The sequence below is a fragment of the Staphylococcus sp. GDB9P120P genome, assembly GCF_017893435.1.
Taxonomy (GTDB): Bacteria; Bacillota; Bacilli; order Staphylococcales; family Staphylococcaceae; genus Staphylococcus; species Staphylococcus cohnii.
This window is the reverse complement of sequence record NZ_JAESNB010000008.1, coordinates 677,385-700,340: the sequence shown is the minus strand read 5'-3', so window position 1 is coordinate 700,340 and position 22,956 is coordinate 677,385. Positions and strand designations below refer to the sequence as shown.

The window sequence follows — 22,956 nt, the reverse complement described above, 5'->3', positions numbered from 1 at the left end:
CATGTCACTGGGTGGTTATTTTTGTAACAAAGTTCAAAATATTTTACAAAAAGGTATTGATGAAATTAACAAACAACAGCAACTTATCATTGAAGAGCAAAGAAAGATAATTAAAGATAAATCGGAGTGATAAACATGGATAACCTTATATGGATTCTACTAACTTTATCAGCGGCATTTTTCGGATTAGCTTTTTATGGGCAATCAGTAAAAGTAGATCGATTAGAAAAAGACATAGAAAAATTGAAGGAACATAAATAAACCCACCAATTAAGGTGGGTCGCGTGTCAAATACGTGTCAAAATGTTTCTGTTTCGTTCTATTCCGTTCTAAAGTATATACTCTAAAATCCTTTAGTTATACGGTTTTCGATTATATCCGAAAGTATACAAATGCCCTCCCAGGACACTAAAAGCGTTAAAATACATAAATTAATTTATGCATTTACTGACTAGACTGCTGATATATCAGCAGTCTTTTTATTTTGCTTTAAATTTTATTTACATATAGTTGACACACATAGTGGATACAAACATACTGTTTATTAAAGTCATAATATAGTTAATTAGCACATTGCAAAACTAAGTTTACAGATGAAATTGGATATTGAATATTGAATAAAGTGAATGATCATTATAATATATGAAAATGATGTCAAAAAGTATTATTTTATATAGTGAATTTAAACTTTCCCTTGCTCATTAGGCTATAACAATTAAAATACATTGTCATTTAATGCTTAATCATCTAAATTTGTAAGATGCTGAAATTATTTATAGATAATTGAGACATTAACATATGTTTCAGTCTAACAATAAGTGGTATTTAATATATAACTATAAGGTAATATATAACTTAATGATTATTTTGCGTTTGCGCTACTTCAATTTGAAGTGGCGCATTTTTAATGTTATTTGTAAAATTAATAAAAACCTTTCGTATTAAAAACATTGATATATTACATAGCAAGCTTAATTAGCATTAAATTATTCGGTAAGTTTAATTATATATATATATATTATAATTAAAGGCTCTCATCTAAGTTGTATAACATGGAATTGTACAAAATACAGTTGAGCATTCAAAACTGTAAAATGATGTGTTTTTCACTACAGTTTTTACTATTATTTAATGAAGTATGAAATAAAACACAATTTTATATGTAAATGTCTTATAGTTATAGATAACAAACGATACTTAATTAAATAAAAAAATAACAGTATCGTTTAAAACATAATAAAACAGTCATAAGCATCTATCATATAATGAGGAGTGTTTATAATGGAAGGTTTATTTAACGCAATCAAAGATACAGTACAAGCTGGCATAGCAGGGGACGGTGCTAAATTAGGTACAAGTATCGTAAGCATCGTAGAAAACGGTGTAGGTTTAGCAAGTAAATTATTTGGATTCTAATATAAATAAATAATAAAGGAGATATAAATTATGACTAAATTAGCAGAGGCAATTGCAAACACAGTTGAAGCGGCAAAATCAGGTAACGGTTCAGAATTAGGTACAAGTATTGTAGATATCGTTTCAAGTGGTGCAGGTTTACTAGGTAAACTTTTCGGATTTTAAAATTGAGTACTTAGCTTATTTTAAAAATATAGTGAGGGGTGTTTATAATGGAAGGTTTATTTAATGCAATTAAAGATACAGTACAAGCTGGCATAGCAGGCGATGGTGCTAAATTAGGTACTAGTATTGTAGACATCGTAGAGAACGGTGTAGGTTTAGCAAGTAAATTATTCGGATTCTAATATAAATTTCTATGACGGACTGGCCAAGGTAATAACCTTGGCCTTTTTTGTTTGCTGAGATATGAAATATGGTATGATGAAGTAAAATTCGGCTATGTTTATACATTGACGAGGACATAACTGATATAGTTTATTAAAAGATATCATTAAGGGGTTAGAAAATACTATGAATAAAAGATGTTTGCTTATCGATTTTGACGATACAATTGTTGATTTTCATGATGCAGAAGCATATGCATTTCACCAACTTACAAAAAAATATAAATTAGAGACAAACCAAAATGATTTAAATCAATTTATGACTGTAAATCAAGCGCATTGGGAAGCATTTCAACAAAACCAATTATCAAAAACTGAAGTTTTAAGTAAAAGGTTTGAAGTGTATTTTGAGTTACATCAAATCAATGTTAATGGAGAAGAAGCGGACGTAATCTTTCGTGATGAACTGGCAAATGCTCCAATAAAATATTTTATGAACACGGTGGAAACATTGAGAATGCTCAAAGATACACATGATCTATATATTGTTACAAATGGTGTTTTAGAAACACAAGAAAGACGCATAGCAAAAACAAAAATGGGGAATTGGTTTAAAGGTGTTTATGTATCTGAGCAAACAGGATATCAAAAACCGATGCCAGAATTTTTTGATTTTGTTTTTAATGAAATTGGTCATGATAAAAGAGACCATGCAATGATTGTTGGCGATTCAATAACATCAGATATTTTAGGTGGGAAAAATGCTGCAATAAAAACATGTTGGTTTAATCCAAGAAATAAAATAAATGACACAGAAATTAATCCGGATTATACTATCGAATCGCTTGATCAATTGTTAGATATAGCAAAATAAAAGAAGCGTGAATTATAATCAGAAAAATTGATTTTAATTCACGCTTCATATTATGTTGATGATCATTCAAGAAATAAAAAAAGTTTACTTTATTAATAAAGTATCTACTATATTATAAAAATGAGTGCATTATTTTAAATGTATTAGATGTGAAAATTATGGTGTCCAAATAAGTATATCGTGGCCATCTTTATTTTGTTGTTCAATATCTTTAAATCCATGTTTAATAAAGAAATTTTTTGATTGATTACGTGCAATAACTTTTATAGGTTGGCCTTGTTCCTTGGCAAAATCTAGCAATGCTTTACCGTAACCACGACCTTGGAAATCACGTAAAACTTCTAGTTTCCATAAAATATTATAATCATTAAAATCTGAGAAATATACATCTTCAACTTCTCCTTTTCGGTATAAAGCCATACGAGCGCCTAACCTATCACCAACATATATGCCGAAAAATGGTGAGTCTGAACTAGCGTCTATCATTTCACCGCGTAATTCATCTACTAAATATAAATCTTCATTTCCGAAGTTTCTAAAATCTTCAAATAATTCGTCAGTTTTGTAATTAATATCTAGTCGTTTAACATTACTCACTTTAGCTTCCCCCTTTGCTTTATTACTAACTATTATACCTTATTTTATTGGATATTTCACAAAAATGAATGCTTAAAACATTTTGTAAAATTAACAATGTTAATTTGCTCATTGTTTTTATATAATGTAAAGTGCTGATAACTTGTATGAATATTGGACAACGACGTTTATACATATTTAAAATAATTTCCAATCAATTTATAAGCCGTAAAATTGTCAATGTTGAACATAAACTTTATACTAAATAGGAATAGAGTAACGTAAGGAGAATTACGAATGGATTGTATGACAACGAAACTTAATGAAAAAGATCAATTTATATCGAATGTTAAAAATAGTGATTCAACTTTAGCTAAATATTATCATCTTGATGCAATGAATGAACATGATTACAAAAAACGACTACTTATAGAAAATAACGGAAGAGAAGCGTCACTAGCAAAAATCATTGAAGCATACATGGGTGATTTAACATTAGATCATCAACAAAATGACAATTTAAAAGCACTTAGTAACGGTGCGAAAGTTGTAATCGGAGGCCAACAAGCTGGTTTGTTTGGTGGGCCCTTATACACGTTCCATAAAATATTTTCAATTATTACATTAAGTGAAAAACTATCAAAAGATTACGATACGCACGTTGTCCCTGTTTTTTGGATTGCGGGTGAAGATCATGATTTTGATGAAGTAAATCATACTTATGTTTTTAATGAGCACAAGGCAACTTTACAAAAAATTAGATATAGTACAATGACGCCACCAGAGTCTAGTGTTTCAAAGTATTTGCCAGATAAAGAAGCGTTACATAAAGCGTTAAATCAATTTTTTAAAGAACTAAAAGAAACTGAGGCTTCTTCAAAACTATTGAACATGTGTAGAAATATTATCGATCATTATGATGGTTGGACTGACATGTTTAAAGCTTTATTACACGAAGTTTTCAAACATTATGGATTATTACTGATAGATGCAAATGATAAAGCGTTGCGTCAATTAGAAAAACCAATGTTCAGAAACATGATTGAAAAGCATCATTCAGTTGACGATGCCTTTAGACAAACGCAAGCTCAAACAATGGCTGATGGCTTAGACCAAATGATACAGACAGAGACGAATGTGCATTTGTTCATGCATGATGAGGGTGTAAGACAACTATTAACTTTTGAAAATGGGAGATTTTATTTAAATAAATCTGAGAAGTCATTTTCGGAACAAGAACTTCTTAATATAGTAGAAACAGAACCAGAAAGATTTTCTAATAATGTCGTTACAAGGCCAGTAATGGAAGAATGGCTATTTAATACAGTAGCGTTTATAGGCGGTCCAAGTGAAATTAAATATTGGACAGAATTAAGCGATGTTTTTCGAACATTAGAAGTAAACATGCCTATCGTTTTACCTCGATTAAGAATTACTTATATAAATGCTAGAATAGAAAAGTTATTAGCGCATTATCAATTGAACCGTAATGATATCATTGAAAAAGGAATAGAGGCAGACAAAGCGCAGTTTATTAGATCCAAAGCGTCACAAACTTTTATAGAACAAATTGAAACACTGAAAGAACAGCAAAAGGACTTATTTCAATCTCTTCAAGCAGAAGTTACAGACAATCATGATAATAAAGTATTGTTAAACAAAAATAATGAAATTCATCAAAAACAATTTGATTACTTGCTAAAACGGTACTTATTAAATATCGAAAGAGAAAATGACATTAGCATGAAACATTTTGAGATATTAAGTAAAACACTCCATCCAATGGGTGGATTACAAGAAAGAATATGGAATCCACTTCAAATTATGAATGATTTTGGGCTAGATGTGTTTAGTCCCTCCACCTATCCACCACTTTCTTACACATTTGATCATATATTGATAAAACCTTAGAGCGACAATGGGAACACCCGATTCATCATTAAGATGAATCGGGTGTTTTTTTCTATATTTCAAGAAATTTTGGTGAAATTTGTATAATTAGTGGAGGATAGTGGTGAGATGTGGTAAATTATATATATAAGAAGGTGAGGTGATTATAAATGTTCATGGGTGAATACGAGCATCAATTGGATACTAAGGGACGTATGATTGTTCCTTCCAAATTTCGCTATGACCTAAATGAGCGTTTTATAATTACCCGAGGCCTTGATAAATGCTTATTTGGTTACACTTTAGAAGAATGGCAAGTAATTGAAGAGAAAATGAAAACCTTACCAATGACAAAAAAAGATGCGCGTAAATTTATGCGTATGTTCTTTTCAGGCGCTGTCGAAGTAGAATTAGATAAGCAAGGGCGTATTAATATTCCTCAGAATTTGAGAAAGTATGCCAATTTAAGTAAGGAATGTACGGTAATAGGTGTCTCAAATCGCATAGAAATTTGGGATAGAGAAACTTGGAATGATTTTTATGATGAATCAGAAGATAGTTTTGAAGATATTGCCGAAGACTTAATTGACTTTGATTTTTAAATGGAGGCGTTAAATTGTTTCATCATGTCAGCGTTATGCTAGAAGAAACTATAGATTACTTGAATATTAAAGAAGATGGCATATATGTCGACTGTACATTAGGTGGAGCAGGTCATGCCCTCTATTTATTAAATCAAATTGGAGACGAAGGTAGACTTATTGCAATTGATCAAGACACAACAGCACTTGAAAATGCAAAAGAAGTATTGAAAGACCATATACATAAAGTTACCTTCGTTCACAGCAACTTTAGAAAATTAACTGAAATTTTAGATGATTTAAATATTGAAAAAGTAGATGGCATTTATTATGACTTAGGTGTATCTAGCCCCCAATTAGACGTGCCTGAAAGAGGTTTTAGTTATCATAATGATGCGAAATTAGATATGCGTATGGATCAAACACAATCATTATCAGCATATGAAGTAGTGAATGAATGGTCGTTTGAAAAATTAGTTAGGATTTTTCATCGTTATGGTGAAGAAAAATTTTCAAAACAAATTGCAAGACGTATAGAACAAAATAGAGAACAAAAGCCAATTGAAACAACTTTAGAACTTGTAGATGTCATTAAAGAAGGTATCCCAGCTAAAGCAAGAAGAAAAGGTGGGCATCCTGCTAAAAGAATTTTCCAAGCAATTAGGATTGCAGTTAATGATGAATTATCTGCATTTGAAAATTCGTTAGAACAAGCGATTGATCTCGTGAAAGTGGACGGAAGAATATCTGTGATAACATTCCATTCGTTAGAGGATCGGCTATGTAAACAAATGTTTCAAGAATATGAAAAAGGTCCCGAAGTTCCTAGAGGTTTACCTGTCATACCAGAAGCTTATACACCTAAATTGAAGCGAGTTAACCGAAAACCAATCCTTGCTACAGATGAAGATTTAGAAGAAAACAATCGAGCGCGTAGTGCCAAGTTACGTATAGCTGAAATACTAAAATAAGGAGTGATTTTTGAGTGGCAGTAGAGAAAATATACCAACCGTATAGTGGAGCAGAGCAGCATATACCACAAACGCAACCGTCGCCTCATCCCCAGAGTCAACCCCAGACAGTTAAGCGTAAAGTAATTGTCAAGCTAACTAAGTTTGAAAAGATGTTATACATAGGACTTATAACAGTAATTGCTTTAATAAGTATTTATATGCTATCTTTAAAAATGGATGCGTATGAAACTCGAGAAAAAATTGCAGATTTAGATACAAAAATTGAAAAACAATCTAGTGAAAACAGCGCAATAAAATCTGAAATTAAAAAGAACTCCTCATATGAACGCATTTACGATAAGGCCAAAAAAGATGGAATGAGCCTTAAGAACGATAATGTAAAGGTAGTGCGTAATAATGGCGAAGCGAAGAATTAAATTAAAAAAACCGAAGTTTTCAATTAAAAAAAGTAAAATAGGGGCAGTCCTACTCATCCTTGGATTTGGACTGCTCTTTTTTACGTTGGTTTTAAGATACTCGTATATTATGTTGACAGGACACTCTTCTGGTGAAGATTTAATTATGAAAGCGAATGAAAAGTACTTAGTAAATACACAACAACAACCAGAAAGAGGTAAGATTTATGACAGAAATGGCAAAGTCTTAGCTGAAGATGTGGAACGTTATAAAGTTGTGGCAGTTGTAGATAAAAAAGCAAGTGAAGGTAGCGATAAACCTAAGCATGTGACAGACAAAAAAGAAACTGCCAAAAAACTTGCAACTGTGATTGATATGTCAGCAAAAGAAATTGAAAAAAAACTGGATAATAAAAAAGCCTTTCAAGTTGAATTTGGTCAAAAAGGTACAGATTTAACGTATCAAGAGAAAGAAAAAATTGAAAAAATGAACCTTCCTGGTGTGACGTTATATCCAGAAACTGAAAGATTTTATCCTAATGGAAACTTCGCATCTCATTTGATAGGAATTGCACAAAAAGATCCTGATAGTGGAGAATTAAAAGGTGCTTTAGGCGTTGAAAAGATATTTGATAGCTATCTTTCAGGTCAAAAAGGTGCATTATCATATATTCATGATATTTGGGGCTATATTGCACCAAATACCAAAAAAGAAAAAGTACCTAAACGTGGAGATGACGTACATTTAACCCTTGATTCAAACATACAAGTTTTCGTTGAAGAAGCATTAGATGGCATGGTTGAACATTATAAACCAAAAGATTTGTTTGCCGTAGTTATGGATGCAAAAACTGGAGAAATCTTGGCGTTTAGTCAAAGGCCAACTTTCAACCCAGAAACTGGTGAAAATTTTGGAAAAAAATGGGCAAACGATCTATATCAAAACACTTATGAACCAGGATCAACTTTTAAATCTTATGGACTAGCGGCTGCAATTCAAGAAGGTGAATTTAAACCGGATAAAAAATACACTGCTGAACCTAGAGAAGTTATGGGATCTAAAATATCTGACTGGAATAAAGTAGGTTGGGGAGAAATCTCAATGTCTACTGGTTTCACATATTCTTCAAATACTTTAATGATGCACTTACAAGATTTAGTTGGTTCAGATAAGATGAAAGAATGGTATGAAAAATTTGGTTTTGGTAAATCTACCGATAGCATGTTTGATGGTGAATCTACAGGTGGTATTGCCTGGGATAATGAAGCACAGCAAAAAACATCTTCATTTGGACAATCTACAACCGTAACACCAGTTCAAATGCTAAGAGCGCAATCAGCTTTTAATAATGAAGGTAAAATGTTGCAACCATGGTTTGTGGATAGCGTGAGCAATCCTGTTACTGATGATACATTTTATAAAGGTAAAAAAGAGTTTGCAGGAAAACCAATTACTAAAGACACTGCTAAGAAAGTTCGTACCGAATTAGATAAAGTTGTAAACAGTGAAGACAGTCACGCTAAAAACTATCAAATTGATGGTTATGACGTAGCCGGTAAAACAGGTACAGCACAAGTTGCTGACTCTGATAATGGTGGTTATGTTCAAGGTGAAAATCCATATTTTGTAAGCTTTATTGGTGACGCACCTAAAGATGATCCAGAAGTAATTGTTTATGCTGGTATGAGTTTAGCACAAAAAAATGATCAAGAAGCCTACGAAATGGGTGTAAGTAAAGCGTTTAAACCTATTATGGAAAATACGTTAAAATACTTAAATGTTGGAGATAAAAATTCTAAAGATAAATCTGATGTGAAGTATAGTAAAGTACCAGATGTTCAAGGTCAAGAGACGCAAAAAGCACAAGATAAGGTGAATAGTAAATCTCTTGATCCAATAGTCATAGGAAGTGGAGATAAAGTGGTAAAACAATCAGTATCACCTGATAAGGAAGTGCTTCCAAATAGTAAGGTACTCCTATTGACAGATGGGGATATAACAATGCCTGACATGACTGGTTGGACAAAAGAAGAAGTAATTGCCTTTGAAACATTGACGCAAACAAAAGTGACTACAAAAGGTAGTGGTTTTGTTTCTAATCAATCTGTTAATAAAGGACAAAAAATTGACAAAAAAGATAAAGTAGAAGTGACGTTATCTGCTGAAGCGATTAATGGTGAATCATCAACCACGTCATCTAAAGAAAAGGAATCATCCAAAGACGATACTGACAAAAATGATGATAACAACTCAGATTCAAGTAGTGACAAACAAAGTGAATAAATAAATTATTTTATTTCTGACGTCAATGGTAAAACATGTTAAAATGTATAATTTGAAATTGATGCGAGGTAGTAATTTAAATGTTTAGTACAAAATATAATTTTGTAGATTTAAAACATAAATACTGCCTCGTTACATATGATTTATAAGTTGCACCTAGCATTAACGACATTAATCCAATTTAATATTAAAGGAGCATAATATGGTTTATTTACTAGCGATCATTGCATTACTAATAACATTTATATTAGTCCCTGTATTGATACCAACACTAAAAAGAATGAAATTCGGACAAAGTATAAGAGAAGAAGGCCCTCAAAGTCATATGAAAAAAACAGGTACACCAACTATGGGTGGGTTAACTTTCCTACTTAGTATTATTATCACTTCAATATTAGCTATTATTTTTATGGATAATGCGAATCCAATTATATTATTATTGTTTGTGACGATTGGTTTTGGGTTAATTGGTTTTATAGATGACTACATCATTGTTGTTAAAAAAAATAATCAAGGTTTAACGAGTAAACAAAAATTTCTTGCTCAAATCGCTATTGCGGTTATTTTCTTCATATTAAGCCAAGTGTTTAATTTAACAGACTTTTCAACTGGCATTCATATTCCATTTACAGGTTTAGAAGTACCTTTATCTATTGCATATGTAATTTTCATTGTATTTTGGCAAGTTGGTTTTTCTAATGCAGTGAATTTAACAGATGGATTAGATGGACTTTCTACAGGGCTTTCCATTATTGGATTTATTATGTATGCATTAATGGCTTATATCCAAGGGGCTAATTCTATTGGTTTGTTTTGTATTATCATGATTTTTGCGTTACTTGGATTCTTACCGTTTAATTTAAATCCTGCAAAGGTATTTATGGGAGATACAGGCAGCTTAGCTTTAGGTGGTATCTTTGCCACGATTTCAATTATGCTAAACCAAGAATTGTCGCTCATTTTTATTGGTTTTGTATTTGTAGCTGAAACATTATCAGTTATGATTCAAGTTACATCATATAAGCTTACAGGGAAAAGAGTTTTCAAAATGTCACCACTACATCACCATTTTGAGTTAGTCGGCTGGAATGAACGAAAAGTTGTTACTGTATTTTGGACAGTTGGTATTATTTCAGGTCTTATTGGCTTATGGATTGGAGTGAATTAAATTGCTGAAATATACAGGTTTAGAAAATAAAGATGTATTAGTAATAGGATTAGCAAAAAGCGGATATGAAGCAGCAAAATTATTACAAAAACTTGGCGCAAATGTCGTTGTCAACGACGGCAAGGATTTAAGTCGAGATGCACATGCAATTGATTTAGAAAATATGGGTGTCAAAGTTGTTGGTGGGGAGCACCCATTTTCTTTACTTGATAATGATCCACTCATTTTTAAAAACCCTGGCATACCTTATACTGTTCCGTTGATTCAAGAAGCGGAACGCCGAGGACTACAAATACTTACTGAAGTGGAATTAAGTTATTTAGTTTCAAAAGCACCTATTATTGGTGTGACAGGTACAAATGGAAAAACAACGGTAACTTCATTAATTGGAGATATGTTTAAAAAAAGTAGAATTACTGGTAAATTATCTGGCAATATAGGTTATGTTGCTTCAAAAGTGGCACAAGAAGTAGATGAAGAGGATTACCTTATAACTGAATTATCTTCATTTCAATTACTAGGGATTGATAAATATAAACCACATATCTCAATTATTACAAATATTTATTCGGCACATTTGGATTATCATGAAAATTTAGAGAATTATCAAAATGCCAAAAAACAAATATATAAAAATCAAACAGAAGATGATTACTTAATATGTAATTATCATCAACGCCATTTGATTGAATCTGAGTCTTTAACAGCAAAAGTATATTATTTTTCAACACAGCAAGAGGTTGATGGTATCTACGTAAAAGATGATTATATTACATTTAAAGGTTTCCGACTTATTCATAAAGATGACTTAGTACTACCTGGTGAACACAATTTAGAAAACATACTTGCTGCCGTGTTAGCTGCATTATTAGCAGGTATTTCTGTAAGAGCAATTATAGATAGTTTGTCAACATTTTCAGGCATAGAACATAGGCTTCAATATGTAGGATCAAATAAAACTAATAAGTACTACAATGACTCTAAGGCTACTAATACTTTAGCAACTCAATTTGCGCTTAATTCATTTAAACAACCTATTATTTGGTTGTGTGGCGGTTTAGACAGAGGAAATGGATTTGATGAATTGATTCCATATATGAATAACGTCAGAGTGATGGTAACTTTTGGTGAAACACAAGATAAATTTGTGAAATTAGGCGAGAATCAAGGCAAATATGTAATAAAGGCTACTGATGTAGAAGATGCAGTCGATAAAGTACAATCAATTATTGAGCCTAATGACGTTGTGTTATTATCGCCAGCTTGTGCAAGTTGGGATCAATACAATACATTCGAAGAGCGCGGGAATAAGTTTATTAAGAGTTTCCAAGCGCATTTACCTTCACTTTAAAGGTTGTGAAATAAATGTCAGATAAAGTTAGTGAATTTGATTCTGAATATTTAAAAGAGAAACGTGCAAAGCGACGTAAAAAACAAAAACAAATCCAATACGCGATTTTCGGTATTTTGTTATTTATTATTTTGCTGATTCTTATTTATATGTTCACACCATTAAGTAAAATCAACACAGTGACCATTGAAGGTAATGATAATGTATCTAAAACTTCTATTAAAAAAGCTATCAATGTGAAAGATGATTCAAGAATGTATACCTATAGTACTTCAACAGCTGTTAAGAATTTAAAAAAGAATAAATTAATAAAACATGCAGAAGTGACTAAAGTATTACCGAATAAGTTGAATGTTAAAGTGACAGAAAGTCAAATTGTTGGTTTAGTTAAAAAGAAAGATGATTATGTACCCATTCTTGAAGATGGCACAGAGTTAGAAAATTATGAAGAAAGTAATGTGACAGATGACGGTCCCGTACTAGAAGGATTCAAAAAAGAGAAAAAAGAAAAAATGATACAAGAATTATCAAAAATGCCTGCAAAAGTTCGAGGTATGATTGCAGAAGTGCAATATGATCCACAAGAAAATTTACAAAATCAAATCAAATTATTTACGACAGATGAGATTCAAATTGTAGGTAATTTAAATACTATTGCCAATAAGATGAAGTATTATCCTCAAATGTCACAATCATTAGAACGTGATGAATCAGGAAGTTTAAAAAAATCAGGTTACATTGATTTGTCAGTTGGCGCTTCTTTCATTCCTTATAGTGGTGGAAGTACGACTAAATCAACAAGTGATCAAAATGTTGATAAAGGAAATACAGAGGAAGATAAAGCTAAAGACGAGTTACAAAGTGCATTAAATAAGATAAATAAAGAATCAGACAAAAATAATTAAAAAATTTAGACAAATACATGTGTTTATAGTTCACAAGCGTCAAAACGTATTGTAAACTGTTAATAGTGTGAACATGAATAAGTAATTGTCAGGAGGTGCCTATCTATGGAAGAGCATTATTATGTAAGTATAGATATCGGTTCGTCAAGTGTTAAAGCGATAGTGGGCGAAAAATTTCACAATGGAATAAATGTGATAGGTACAGGACAGACCTACACAAGTGGTATAAAAAATGGTCTTATTGATGATTTCGACATCGCAAAACAAGCGGTTAAAGATACAATCAAAAAAGCCTCTATTGCATCAGGCGTCGATGTTAAAGAAGTGTTTTTAAAACTTCCAATTATCGGTACTGAGGTATTTGATGAATCAAATGAAATTGAATTTTATGAAGATACTGAACTAGATGGTACACACATTGAAAGTGTACTGGAAGGTATACGTGAAAAAAATGATGTACCCGAAACAGAAATAATAAACGCTTTCCCAATTAAATTTGTTGTAGATGGCGAAAATGAAGTGTCAGATCCTAAAGAACTCATTGCTAGACACAGTTTGAAAGTAGAAGCTGGTGTCATTGCAATTCAAAAATCAATCTTAATAAACATGATTAAATGTGTAGAATCTTGTGGTGTAGACGTGTTAGATGTTTATTCTGATGCATATAACTATGGATCAGTACTTTCAGCAACGGAGAAAGAACTTGGCGCATGCATCATTGATATAGGTGAAGATATAACACAATTAGCATTTTACGAAAGAGGAGAGCTCGTAGATGCTGATGCTATAGAAATGGCTGGTAGAGATATAACAGAAGATATTGCAAAAGGTTTAAATACATCATATGAAACGGCTGAAAAAATTAAACATCAATATGGTCACGCTTTCTTTGATTCAGCGTCTGATCATGATGTATTCACTATTGACCAAGTAAATAGTGAAGAAGAAGCGCAATTTACTCAAAAAGATTTAGCAGATGTAATAGAAGCACGTGTGGAAGATATATTCTTTAATGTGTTTGATGTATTACAAGAGTTAGGTCTTACAAAGGTAAATGGAGGTTTCGTTGTAACTGGTGGTTCAGCTAATTTACTAGGCGTTAAAGAATTGCTTCAAGATATGGTAAGTGAAAAAGTAAGAATTCATACACCATCACAAATGGGCATAAGAAAACCAGAGTTTTCTTCAGCGATTTCAACGATTTCTAGTAGCATTACTTTCGACGAATTACTAGATTATGTTACAATTAATAATCATGACAGTGAAGAATTTGAAGAAGAAGTCATAGAATCAAATGATCGAGAAAATAGTACGAAGTCAAGCGGATTTGATTGGTTCAAAAAGAAATCAAACAAACAAGAAGAGCCACATACATCAACTTCTGATATAGAAGAACCAGAAGCGTCTGAGGCATACGAACATGAAGACAACATAGAACAAGAACATGAAGAAGAAAGTAAACCTCAAGACAAAGAAGAAAGTAAGTTCAAGAAACTTATGAAATCTCTATTCGATTGATTGGCCACTAAAACTAGGAGGAAATTTAAATGTTAGAATTTGAACAAGGATTTAATCATTTAGCGACGTTAAAAGTCATCGGTGTAGGGGGCGGCGGAAATAACGCTGTTAACCGAATGATTGATCATGGTATGAATAATGTTGAATTTATTTCCATCAATACGGATGGACAAGCTTTAAACTTATCTAAAGCTGAGTCTAAAATCCAAATTGGTGAAAAATTAACGCGTGGTTTAGGCGCTGGTGCAAACCCTGAAATAGGTAAAAAAGCTGCCGAAGAATCGCGTGAGCAAATTGAAGATGCCATCCAAGGTGCGGATATGGTGTTCGTAACAGCAGGTATGGGTGGCGGTACTGGTACAGGTGCTGCGCCAGTTGTAGCGAAAATCGCAAAAGAAATGGGAGCGTTAACAGTTGGTGTTGTTACGCGTCCATTCGGATTTGAAGGCCGTAAACGTCAAACACAAGCAGCTGCTGGTGTAGAATCAATGAAAGCTGCTGTTGACACATTAATCGTAATTCCTAATGACCGTTTATTAGATATTGTTGATAAGTCTACACCAATGATGGAAGCATTTAAAGAAGCTGACAATGTATTACGTCAAGGTGTTCAAGGTATTTCAGATTTAATCGCTGTTTCAGGTGAAGTTAACCTTGACTTTGCAGACGTTAAAACAATTATGTCTAACCAAGGTTCTGCGTTAATGGGTATCGGTGTGTCTTCTGGCGAAAACCGTGCAGTAGAAGCTGCTAAAAAAGCTATTTCTTCACCATTATTAGAAACTTCTATTGTGGGTGCACAAGGTGTGTTAATGAACATTACTGGTGGAGAATCACTATCATTATTCGAAGCACAGGAAGCAGCAGATATTGTACAAGATGCAGCAGACGAAGATGTTAATATGATTTTCGGTACTGTAATTAATCCAGAATTACAAGATGAAATTGTGGTAACAGTAATTGCTACTGGATTTGAAGATAAACCATCATCTCAAGGTCGCAAAGCATCAAATACTGGATTCGGCAATAGTGCATCATCTGGAAGTACAACTGCAAAAGAAGATTCATTCTCTTCTAGTGCATCACAATCTACAGATAGTGCAAATGAAGGTAGAACACATACTACAAATGAAGATGATATTCCTAGCTTTATTAGAAATCGTGAAGAAAGACGTTCTAGAAGAACTAGACGTTAATCTCGAATGAACTTCTTCTTCTGTTAGTTTTTCATAATAATTAATATTAATTAAGACAACATAAAACATATAGATGTCATCAGGTCCAAAGATCTGATGACTTTTTTGAATTTAGAAATTGGCATATAATTAGATGTGAAATAATTCGTTATGGACAAAATGTAGTTTCCAATTATTTAGAATCTCCCAATGACTTTAGATAGTTTGTAAATGTTGAATAGCTGGAGGTTTATGACATGCAAGAGAAATTTATCAAAGATCGTCATATTTTAAAATATGATGACAATCAATTAAACAATGTGAAATTGGGTATAACAACAAGAGAAGATGGATTTAGTAATTACCCGAAAAATGCATTTAACATGGCAAGATATATTAATGATGATCAAGATAATGTTACAAAGCATCAAATGTTACTTGCTTCTGTAATTCAGTTTCCCACAAATCAATGGGTTTTTCCGATTCAAACACATGAAAATAAAGTGGTTGAAATTACTAACAAAGATAAGGGTACAAATATTGATAGACTTTCTAATGCGTTACATGGTATAGATGGTATGTATACATTTGAAAAAGATATTTTATTAACCATGTGTTATGCAGATTGTGTACCAATTTATTTTTACAGCGAAAAGCATGATTTTATTGGTTTGGCTCATGCGGGTTGGCGTGGTACAGTAGGACAAATTGGCAACCAAATGTTAAAACATATACCATTTGATTTTAATGATTTAAAAGTTGTTATAGGACCAGCAACAGCAAATTCATATGAAATTAATGATGATATTAAAAGTAAATTTGAGCGCTTACCTATAGATTCACATCAATATATTGAGACGAGAGCAGAAAACCGTCACGGTATAGACTTAAAAAAAGCAAATGCTATGTTGCTAGCGTATGGTGGCGTTCCCCAAAATAATATTTATATAACAGATTATGCTACTTCAGAAGATTTAACTTTATTCTTTTCATATAGAGTAGAGAAAGGTAATACTGGTCGTATGTTAGCTTATATTGGTCAATAACTAAGAGGTGTATAAAAATTGGATGTACAGCAAAGTTTAACGCAAATAAATAATCAATTGGACATACATTGTAAAAAAGGAAATATTACAACAGTCCCACACGTGATAGCAGTGACAAAATATGTTACAATAGAGCGAGCTAATGATGCTTACCAAGCAGGTATTAGACACTTTGGTGAAAATCGTTTAGAAGGTTTTCAACAAAAAAAAGCAGCTTTACCAGACGATGTAGTCATGCATTTTATCGGTTCTTTACAAACAAGAAAAGTTAAAGAAGTAATCAATGATATCGACTATTTTCACGCTTTAGATCGTCTGAAATTAGCAAAAGAGATTAATAAAAGAGCTGAACATAAAGTGAAATGTTTTGTTCAAGTAAATGTTTCTGGAGAAACGTCAAAACAAGGCATCGCTTTAGATGAAGTAGATACGTTTATTAAAGATTTAGAGCAATATGAAAACATAGAAATTACTGGTCTTATGACAATGGCACCATATACGGACGATGAACCGTACATTAAAGATTTATTCAAATCATTAAGAGCAAAAAGAGATGAAATTAAAGCGCTCAATTTAAATTATGCACCATGCACAGAGTTATCGATGGGAATGAGTAATGATTACCATTTAGCAGCTGAAGAAGGTGCGTCATTTTTGAGAATTGGGACTAAACTTGTAGGAAAAGAGGAGTGAGCCCCGTGGCTTTAAAAGATTTATTTAGTGGTTTTTTCGTAGTTGAAGAGGAAGACGATGATTTAAAAGCGCCACCCGAAGAAGAACAAGATAGACAACAAGCACAGTCTCAAACAAATTATAATAATCAACAAACTGAAAATACAGAAAGACAACGTATACAGTCCGTACCCAAAAAACAACCAACAAGATTACAACAATCAACAGGGGAAAGGAAGTATCAAATGAATAACAGTGCACCTAAAAATAATACTAGGAACGTTGTGAACATGAATAATCAAGAACAAAATAATTATGGATTTACGCAAGAAAGTTCTAAAATGTGTTTATTTGAGCCACGCGTCTTTTCAGATACTCAAGATATTGCGGATGAATTAAAAAATCGCAGAGCAACTTTAGTAAACTTACAACGTATTGATAAAGTGTCTGCAAAAAGAATTATCGATTTTCTAAGCGGTACCGTTTATGCAATTGGTGGAGACATTCAACGTGTAGGTTCTGATATATTCTTATGTACGCCAGATAATGTTGAAGTCGCAGGAAGCATAACGGACCAAATTGAAAATATGGAATACCAAGGTGAATAGAGGTAAACATTCATGGATATAGGTTTATTAGCAAATATATTTCAATTTATTTTATTCTTGGTCAAAATTTATTACTTTGGGATGATTGTGTATTTCTTTATGTCATGGCTTCCAGGTGCACGGGAAAATAAATTCGGTCGATTTTTATCAAAATTGTATGAGCCGTTTTTAGAACCATTCCGTAAAATTATTCCGCCCATTGGCATGATTGATATTTCTTCAATTGTTGCAATAATTGTACTTGTATTATTCCAAACTGGCTTGGCAAATATTTTTAGTTTGATTTTAAGAAATTTAGTGTAAGTTTTGTACTGAGAATAAATAATAATTGAATAAAGTTTAAAATAAATGTTAAGCACCTAACGTTAAAAACGAGAGGTGCTTTAACTTATATTTGGAGTGAAATCACATCGATATTTATCAACATTTTAGAAAAGAAGAGCATGAATTAATCGATCAACTTATCGATAAGTGTTATCGTGCCAATGAGCAATTTGCGCCTGTGTTAACTTCTTTTTTAGATCCCAGAGGCCAATATATATTAAATGTTATAGTTGGTAGTTTTCAAGATTTAGAAGTTACATTTTATGGAGGACCATTTGCTGAGAGACAAAGAGCTATCATAGCACCAGATTACTTTCAACCTGAAGTGGAAGATTTTGAAATCATTCTTTTTGAAATTGATTATCCTCAAAAATTTGTCACACTTCAACATCAACATGTACTGGGTACAATCATGTCATTAGGTATCGAAAGAGACCAATTAGGTGACATTGTGGTAGATGAAAGTATACAATTTACTTTGACAAAGCAATTAGAATCATATATTATATTGGAATTAAATAAAATTAAAGGCGCTACAGTTAAACTAAATGCGATACCAATAAAAGATATGATACAATCAAAAGAGAACTGGCACTCATTTGAGACAACCGTATCTGGTTTACGTTTAGATGTCGTTCTAAAAGAAATGATTCGTAAATCGCGTTCTATTAGCAAACAGTTAATTGAAAAGAAACGTGTTAAAGTTAACCATACGATCATTGATTCTGCTGATTTCCAACTGGACAAAGGTGACTTACTGTCTATTCAAGGATACGGAAGAGCAATGGTTGTTGATATCGGTGGAAAAACAAAAAAAGATAAAACACGAATTTCCTACAAAACTTTATTTAAATAAGTTATACTTATAAAGTGTAAAACAACCGAATTTTAACGACTAAAATTAGCATTGATACTATATAAAATAAATTTTATTTCTGATATTTAATGAAATAACAAAATAGTGTATGATAAAAGGAGGATAATGACGCATGGCTTTTACACCAAGTGAAATAAAAAACAAATCATTTACTCGTGTTAAAACGGGTTTTGAACCAACTGAAGTTGAAAGTTATCTAGAACAACTCAGTAATGAAATTGAACGTTTAAAAGAAGATAAAGCACAATTAGAAAAAGTTGTTGAAGATAAAGAAACGAATATTCAATCTTATAAAGATGTGCATCAATCAGTGAGCGATGCATTAGTTCAAGCGAAACAAGCTGGAGAAGAAACGAAAGCAGCAGCAAATAAAGATGCAGAGGCAACAATTGCAAAAGCGAAAAGTGAAGCAGATCGTATTGTCAATGATGCAGTTGAAAAAGCTCGTCGACTTTCTTTCCAAACAGAAGATATGAAACGTCAGTCTAAAATATTTAGATCTCGTTTCCGTATGTTAGTAGAAGCACAGTTAGATTTACTCAAAAATGATGATTGGGATTATTTATTGAATTATGACCTTGATTCTGAACAAGTAACGCAAGAGAACATTAATCATTTAAATGAAAATGAATTAACTGAAGAAGAAAAAGCGATGAAAGCAAAAGCTGAAGCAGATAGTGCAGCAGAAGCGGATGCAGAAGCAACAGATAATGAGAATAAACAATAAACAACAGACGCGTAAGAAACAGTCGATATATTCAAGCGAGTTAGGGATAGTGCGAGCCTAATATATATTTGTTTCTTATATCACTGTCGTTTTAATTGAATAACATGCAATGAGAGAACTCTAAGTTGAGTTAATCAGGGTGGTAACGCGGTAAATATCGTCCCTGTTAATTGAACTTAGAGTTCTTTTTATTGTTAGATACTAGACAAGTCAGAATATTGTAATAAGGAGTGTAGGAAATGGATTACAAAGATACGTTATTAATGCCAAAAACGAATTTTCCAATGCGTGGAGGATTACCAAATAAAGAACCAAAGATTCAAGAAGAATGGGATGCTAATGATATTTATCAAAAAGCATTAGAAAAAAACAAAGATAATGAACATTACATTTTACATGATGGTCCACCATATGCAAATGGTAATTTACATATGGGACATGCGTTAAATAAAATTTTGAAGGATTTTATTACGCGTTATAAAACAATGCAAGGTTTCTATACACCATATGTTCCAGGTTGGGATACACATGGATTACCAATTGAACAAGCACTTACTAAAAAAGGTGTTAAGCGTAAAGAATTATCAATTGCTGAGTTTAGAAGAAAATGTGAAGCATTTGCGTTAGAGCAAATTGAAAATCAAAAAAAAGATTTTAAACGCCTTGGTGTTAAAGGAGATTTTGCTAATCCATATATAACTTTAAAACCAGAATATGAAGCTGCTCAAATTCGTTTGTTTGGTGAAATGGCTGATAAAGGACTTATTTATAAAGGTAAAAAACCAGTTTATTGGTCACCATCTAGTGAATCTTCATTAGCTGAAGCAGAAATTGAATATCAAGATAAGCGTTCGCCATCTATTTATGTCGCATTTGATGTTAAAGATAGTAAAGGTATTGTTGCTGAAGATGCAAAATTCGTTATTTGGACTACTACGCCTTGGACATTACCATCTAATGTTGCAATCACAGTACATCCAGATTTAGTTTATGGTCAATATAATGTGAACGGTGACAAATACATCATCGGCAAAGACTTAGTAGCTAATGTTGCTGAAGCATTAGAATGGGACGAAGATGCCATTGAACTAGAAAAAGAATTCAAAGGTAGTGACTTAGAATACATCGAAACACAACATCCATTTGCTGATCGTGTGTCACTAGTGATTAATGGATTACATGTTACAACAGATGCTGGTACAGGGTGTGTTCATACGGCTCCTGGACACGGGGAAGATGACTTTATTGTAGGCCAAAAATATAACTTGCCTGTTATCAGCCCTGTAGATGATAAAGGCGTATTTACAGAAGAAGCTGGCCAATTTGAAGGTATGTTCTACGATAAAGCCAATAAAGAAATTACAGATTTATTAAAAGAGAATGGTTCATTATTGAAATTAGAATTCATGACACATAGTTACCCACATGACTGGCGTACTAAGAAACCTGTTATTTTCCGTGCAACTCCACAATGGTTTGCTTCTATTGATAAAGTACGTCAAGATATTTTAGATGCAATCGAAAATACACACTTTAAGGTTGATTGGGGTAGAACTCGTATTTACAACATGGTAAGAGACCGTGGCGAATGGGTTATTTCACGTCAACGTGTCTGGGGCGTGCCATTACCAGTATTTTATGCGGAAAACGGCGACATTATTATGACTAAAGAAACTGTTAATCATGTTGCAGATTTATTCCAAGAACATGGTTCAAATGTGTGGTTTGAGCGAGAAGCTAAAGATTTATTACCTGACGGATTCACACATCCAAGCAGTCCGAATGGTGTATTTACAAAAGAAACAGATATCATGGATGTTTGGTTCGATTCAGGATCATCACATCGTGGTGTATTAGAAGAGCGTCCAGAATTATCTTATCCTGCTGATTTATATTTAGAAGGTAGTGACCAGTACCGTGGTTGGTTTAACTCCTCAATTACAACATCTGTTGCTACAAGAGGTATTTCACCATATAAAATGTTACTTTCACATGGATTCGTAATGGACGGCGAAGGTAAAAAAATGAGTAAATCATTAGGCAATGTCATCGTACCTGATCAAATAGTAAAACAAAAAGGTGCAGATATTGCACGTCTTTGGGTAAGTAGTGTTGATTATTTATCAGATGTGCGTATTTCAGATGAAATTTTAAAACAAACTTCTGACGTATATCGTAAAATTAGAAATACATTAAGATTTATGTTGGGTAATTTAAATGATTATAATCCGTCAACAGATGCAGTCCCAGAATCTGATTTATTAGAAGTAGATAAATATTTATTAAATAGATTACGTGAATTTACTGCGAACACATTAGATAATTATGATAACTATGATTATTTAGATATATATCAAGAATTACAAAATTTCATTAACGTTGAACTAAGTAATTTCTATTTAGATTATGGTAAAGACATCTTATATATAGAAGAGCAAAATGCACATAAACGTCGTAGTATGCAAACTGTGTTATACCAAATTGTAGTAGACATGACGAAACTATTAGCGCCTATTCTTGCACATACGTCTGAAGAAGTATGGTCACATATTCCACATGTAGAGGAAGAAAGTGTGCATTTATCACGCATGCCTGAACGTGTCGCTGTTGATGCTGAATTCATGGAAAAATGGAATACTTTTATGAAATTACGTGACGATGTGAACCGAGCTTTAGAAGTTGCACGTAATGAAAAAGTAATTGGAAAATCATTAGAAGCCAAAGTAGTAATCGGTAGTAATGATAACTTTGATGCAACTACGTTTTTACAACAATTTTCTGATTTACAACAACTATTCATTACTTCACAAGCAGAGGTAGTTGATAAAGTTGAAAATGGAGAAGCATATCAATACGGTGATATCCACATTGAACATGCTCACGGAGAAAAATGTGAACGTTGTTGGAATTATAGTGAAACATTAGTTTCTGTAGGCGAACTAGATAACTTATGCCCACGTTGTCAAGCAGTTGTTAAAACACTTGTTTAAATATTTATAAATGAAAATGCAGGAGCATGGCAATAACTGTATTAACAAAATATTCCACAGTTTTGTTCCAACATATTTGAATTGAATCAAGTTAAATTCGGTATGTATTTTAAACATTACAACAACTTTCGACTAATATTTTTGAATAACCTGAGACATCGTTGTGATGTCCCAGGTTTTCTTTTCTCTAATATAAAAAACTTAAGCGAGTTATTTAGCAAATCCAATTTTTAAATTAAAATGAGCATATTGAAATTTAAAATTGAACAATTCATATAT

General features: G+C 32.4%; 23 protein-coding genes. 22 read left to right on the top strand and 1 reads right to left on the bottom strand.

All coding sequences use genetic code 11. The features are described from left to right. Window positions 1-135: 135 nt before the first annotated feature. The 5 genes from KA856_RS14010 (at window position 136) to KA856_RS08490 (ending at window position 2,616) form a co-directional block, all read left to right on the top strand. A complete protein-coding gene (locus KA856_RS14010; protein ID WP_281060396.1) occupies window positions 136-261 on the top strand; it encodes a hypothetical protein in 126 nt (41 codons plus the stop codon). Window positions 262-1,281: 1,020 nt separating this feature from the next. Beyond that, entirely contained in the window at window positions 1,282-1,416 is a 135-nt protein-coding gene (locus tag KA856_RS08505) for a beta-class phenol-soluble modulin (RefSeq protein ID WP_019469301.1), read from the top strand. Between the two features lie 30 nt (window positions 1,417-1,446). Continuing rightward, window positions 1,447-1,581 carry a beta-class phenol-soluble modulin gene (locus tag KA856_RS08500; RefSeq protein ID WP_046208718.1) on the top strand — a complete coding sequence of 45 codons (135 nt, stop codon included), beginning with the start codon at window positions 1,447-1,449 and terminating at the stop codon, window positions 1,579-1,581. Window positions 1,582-1,628: 47 nt separating this feature from the next. Continuing rightward, window positions 1,629-1,763, top strand: a complete 135-nt coding sequence (locus tag KA856_RS08495; protein WP_019469303.1) for a beta-class phenol-soluble modulin — start codon at window positions 1,629-1,631, stop codon at window positions 1,761-1,763. Window positions 1,764-1,929: 166 nt separating this feature from the next. Continuing rightward, window positions 1,930-2,616: a YjjG family noncanonical pyrimidine nucleotidase gene (locus tag KA856_RS08490; protein ID WP_107383709.1), complete on the top strand. Its 687-nt coding sequence runs from the start codon at window positions 1,930-1,932 to the stop codon at window positions 2,614-2,616. A 156-nt stretch (window positions 2,617-2,772) separates the two neighbouring features. Here KA856_RS08490 and KA856_RS08485 read toward each other — a convergent pair whose 3' ends face one another. Next, the gene (locus tag KA856_RS08485) at window positions 2,773-3,213 is read right to left on the bottom strand and encodes an N-acetyltransferase (RefSeq protein ID WP_107383710.1); all 441 of its coding nucleotides are present in this window, start codon (window positions 3,211-3,213) and stop codon (window positions 2,773-2,775) included. 276 nt (window positions 3,214-3,489) lie between these two features. Between KA856_RS08485 and bshC the strand changes: the two genes are divergently transcribed. From bshC to ileS, 17 genes are all read left to right on the top strand, one after another. Continuing rightward, the gene (gene bshC, locus KA856_RS08480; protein WP_107383711.1) at window positions 3,490-5,103 is read left to right on the top strand and encodes a bacillithiol biosynthesis cysteine-adding enzyme BshC; all 1,614 of its coding nucleotides are present in this window, start codon (window positions 3,490-3,492) and stop codon (window positions 5,101-5,103) included. 149 nt (window positions 5,104-5,252) lie between these two features. Continuing rightward, window positions 5,253-5,684, top strand: a complete 432-nt coding sequence (mraZ, locus tag KA856_RS08475) for a division/cell wall cluster transcriptional repressor MraZ (RefSeq protein WP_046208714.1) — start codon at window positions 5,253-5,255, stop codon at window positions 5,682-5,684. 14 nt (window positions 5,685-5,698) lie between these two features. Continuing rightward, window positions 5,699-6,634 carry a 16S rRNA (cytosine(1402)-N(4))-methyltransferase RsmH gene (rsmH, locus tag KA856_RS08470; protein WP_107383712.1) on the top strand — a complete coding sequence of 312 codons (936 nt, stop codon included), beginning with the start codon at window positions 5,699-5,701 and terminating at the stop codon, window positions 6,632-6,634. A gap of 14 nt (window positions 6,635-6,648) precedes the next feature. Further along, on the top strand, window positions 6,649-7,053 hold the full coding sequence (gene ftsL / locus KA856_RS08465; protein WP_019469309.1) for a cell division protein FtsL: 405 nt from the start codon (window positions 6,649-6,651) through the stop codon (window positions 7,051-7,053). Next, the gene (locus KA856_RS08460; protein WP_107385916.1) at window positions 7,034-9,316 is read left to right on the top strand and encodes a penicillin-binding protein; all 2,283 of its coding nucleotides are present in this window, start codon (window positions 7,034-7,036) and stop codon (window positions 9,314-9,316) included. Before ftsL ends, KA856_RS08460 begins: the two co-directional genes overlap by 20 nt. Before the next feature lie 202 nt (window positions 9,317-9,518). Continuing rightward, window positions 9,519-10,484 (top strand): phospho-N-acetylmuramoyl-pentapeptide-transferase, encoded by a 966-nt coding sequence (mraY, locus tag KA856_RS08455; RefSeq protein WP_107383714.1) that lies wholly within the window; start codon window positions 9,519-9,521, stop codon window positions 10,482-10,484. Between the two features lies 1 nt (window position 10,485). Next, window positions 10,486-11,835 carry a UDP-N-acetylmuramoyl-L-alanine--D-glutamate ligase gene (gene murD, locus KA856_RS08450; RefSeq protein ID WP_107383715.1) on the top strand — a complete coding sequence of 450 codons (1,350 nt, stop codon included), beginning with the start codon at window positions 10,486-10,488 and terminating at the stop codon, window positions 11,833-11,835. Window positions 11,836-11,849: 14 nt separating this feature from the next. Beyond that, the gene (locus KA856_RS08445) at window positions 11,850-12,740 is read left to right on the top strand and encodes a cell division protein FtsQ/DivIB (RefSeq protein ID WP_107383716.1); all 891 of its coding nucleotides are present in this window, start codon (window positions 11,850-11,852) and stop codon (window positions 12,738-12,740) included. A gap of 105 nt (window positions 12,741-12,845) precedes the next feature. Further along, a complete protein-coding gene (gene ftsA / locus KA856_RS08440; RefSeq protein ID WP_107383717.1) occupies window positions 12,846-14,258 on the top strand; it encodes a cell division protein FtsA in 1,413 nt (470 codons plus the stop codon). 29 nt (window positions 14,259-14,287) lie between these two features. Beyond that, window positions 14,288-15,454, top strand: a complete 1,167-nt coding sequence (gene ftsZ / locus KA856_RS08435) for a cell division protein FtsZ (protein WP_019469315.1) — start codon at window positions 14,288-14,290, stop codon at window positions 15,452-15,454. A 236-nt stretch (window positions 15,455-15,690) separates the two neighbouring features. Further along, window positions 15,691-16,479 (top strand): peptidoglycan editing factor PgeF, encoded by a 789-nt coding sequence (gene pgeF / locus KA856_RS08430; RefSeq protein ID WP_107383718.1) that lies wholly within the window; start codon window positions 15,691-15,693, stop codon window positions 16,477-16,479. An 18-nt stretch (window positions 16,480-16,497) separates the two neighbouring features. Then, window positions 16,498-17,172: a YggS family pyridoxal phosphate-dependent enzyme gene (locus KA856_RS08425; protein ID WP_181187478.1), complete on the top strand. Its 675-nt coding sequence runs from the start codon at window positions 16,498-16,500 to the stop codon at window positions 17,170-17,172. A 5-nt stretch (window positions 17,173-17,177) separates the two neighbouring features. Continuing rightward, window positions 17,178-17,759 carry a cell division protein SepF gene (locus tag KA856_RS08420; RefSeq protein ID WP_107383720.1) on the top strand — a complete coding sequence of 194 codons (582 nt, stop codon included), beginning with the start codon at window positions 17,178-17,180 and terminating at the stop codon, window positions 17,757-17,759. 12 nt (window positions 17,760-17,771) lie between these two features. Further along, the gene (locus KA856_RS08415; RefSeq protein ID WP_107385915.1) at window positions 17,772-18,062 is read left to right on the top strand and encodes a YggT family protein; all 291 of its coding nucleotides are present in this window, start codon (window positions 17,772-17,774) and stop codon (window positions 18,060-18,062) included. Between the two features lie 106 nt (window positions 18,063-18,168). Further along, window positions 18,169-18,939: a YlmH family RNA-binding protein gene (locus KA856_RS08410; protein ID WP_107383722.1), complete on the top strand. Its 771-nt coding sequence runs from the start codon at window positions 18,169-18,171 to the stop codon at window positions 18,937-18,939. A gap of 133 nt (window positions 18,940-19,072) precedes the next feature. Then, window positions 19,073-19,687, top strand: a complete 615-nt coding sequence (locus KA856_RS08405) for a DivIVA domain-containing protein (protein WP_107383723.1) — start codon at window positions 19,073-19,075, stop codon at window positions 19,685-19,687. A gap of 239 nt (window positions 19,688-19,926) precedes the next feature. Continuing rightward, window positions 19,927-22,677 (top strand): isoleucine--tRNA ligase, encoded by a 2,751-nt coding sequence (ileS, locus tag KA856_RS08400; RefSeq protein ID WP_210138595.1) that lies wholly within the window; start codon window positions 19,927-19,929, stop codon window positions 22,675-22,677. The last annotated feature ends 279 nt before the right edge of the window (window positions 22,678-22,956 follow it).

Excerpts from the sequence above, each read along its gene's own strand:
- KA856_RS08415 (WP_107385915.1), top strand. The coding sequence starts at position 17,772 with ATGGATATAGGTTTATTAGCAAATATATTTCAATTTATTTTATTCTTG.
- KA856_RS08490 (WP_107383709.1), top strand. The coding sequence starts at position 1,930 with ATGAATAAAAGATGTTTGCTTATCGATTTTGACGATACAATTGTTGAT.
- pgeF (WP_107383718.1), top strand. The coding sequence starts at position 15,691 with ATGCAAGAGAAATTTATCAAAGATCGTCATATTTTAAAATATGATGAC.
- KA856_RS08500 (WP_046208718.1), top strand. The coding sequence starts at position 1,447 with ATGACTAAATTAGCAGAGGCAATTGCAAACACAGTTGAAGCGGCAAAA.
- mraZ (WP_046208714.1), top strand. The coding sequence starts at position 5,253 with ATGTTCATGGGTGAATACGAGCATCAATTGGATACTAAGGGACGTATG.
- KA856_RS08445 (WP_107383716.1), top strand. The coding sequence starts at position 11,850 with ATGTCAGATAAAGTTAGTGAATTTGATTCTGAATATTTAAAAGAGAAA.
- ileS (WP_210138595.1), top strand. The coding sequence starts at position 19,927 with ATGGATTACAAAGATACGTTATTAATGCCAAAAACGAATTTTCCAATG.
- KA856_RS08495 (WP_019469303.1), top strand. The coding sequence starts at position 1,629 with ATGGAAGGTTTATTTAATGCAATTAAAGATACAGTACAAGCTGGCATA.
- KA856_RS14010 (WP_281060396.1), top strand. The coding sequence starts at position 136 with ATGGATAACCTTATATGGATTCTACTAACTTTATCAGCGGCATTTTTC.
- mraY (WP_107383714.1), top strand. The coding sequence starts at position 9,519 with ATGGTTTATTTACTAGCGATCATTGCATTACTAATAACATTTATATTA.
- ftsZ (WP_019469315.1), top strand. The coding sequence starts at position 14,288 with ATGTTAGAATTTGAACAAGGATTTAATCATTTAGCGACGTTAAAAGTC.
- ftsA (WP_107383717.1), top strand. The coding sequence starts at position 12,846 with ATGGAAGAGCATTATTATGTAAGTATAGATATCGGTTCGTCAAGTGTT.
- KA856_RS08505 (WP_019469301.1), top strand. The coding sequence starts at position 1,282 with ATGGAAGGTTTATTTAACGCAATCAAAGATACAGTACAAGCTGGCATA.
- KA856_RS08405 (WP_107383723.1), top strand. The coding sequence starts at position 19,073 with ATGGCTTTTACACCAAGTGAAATAAAAAACAAATCATTTACTCGTGTT.
- KA856_RS08460 (WP_107385916.1), top strand. The coding sequence starts at position 7,034 with ATGGCGAAGCGAAGAATTAAATTAAAAAAACCGAAGTTTTCAATTAAA.
- bshC (WP_107383711.1), top strand. The coding sequence starts at position 3,490 with ATGGATTGTATGACAACGAAACTTAATGAAAAAGATCAATTTATATCG.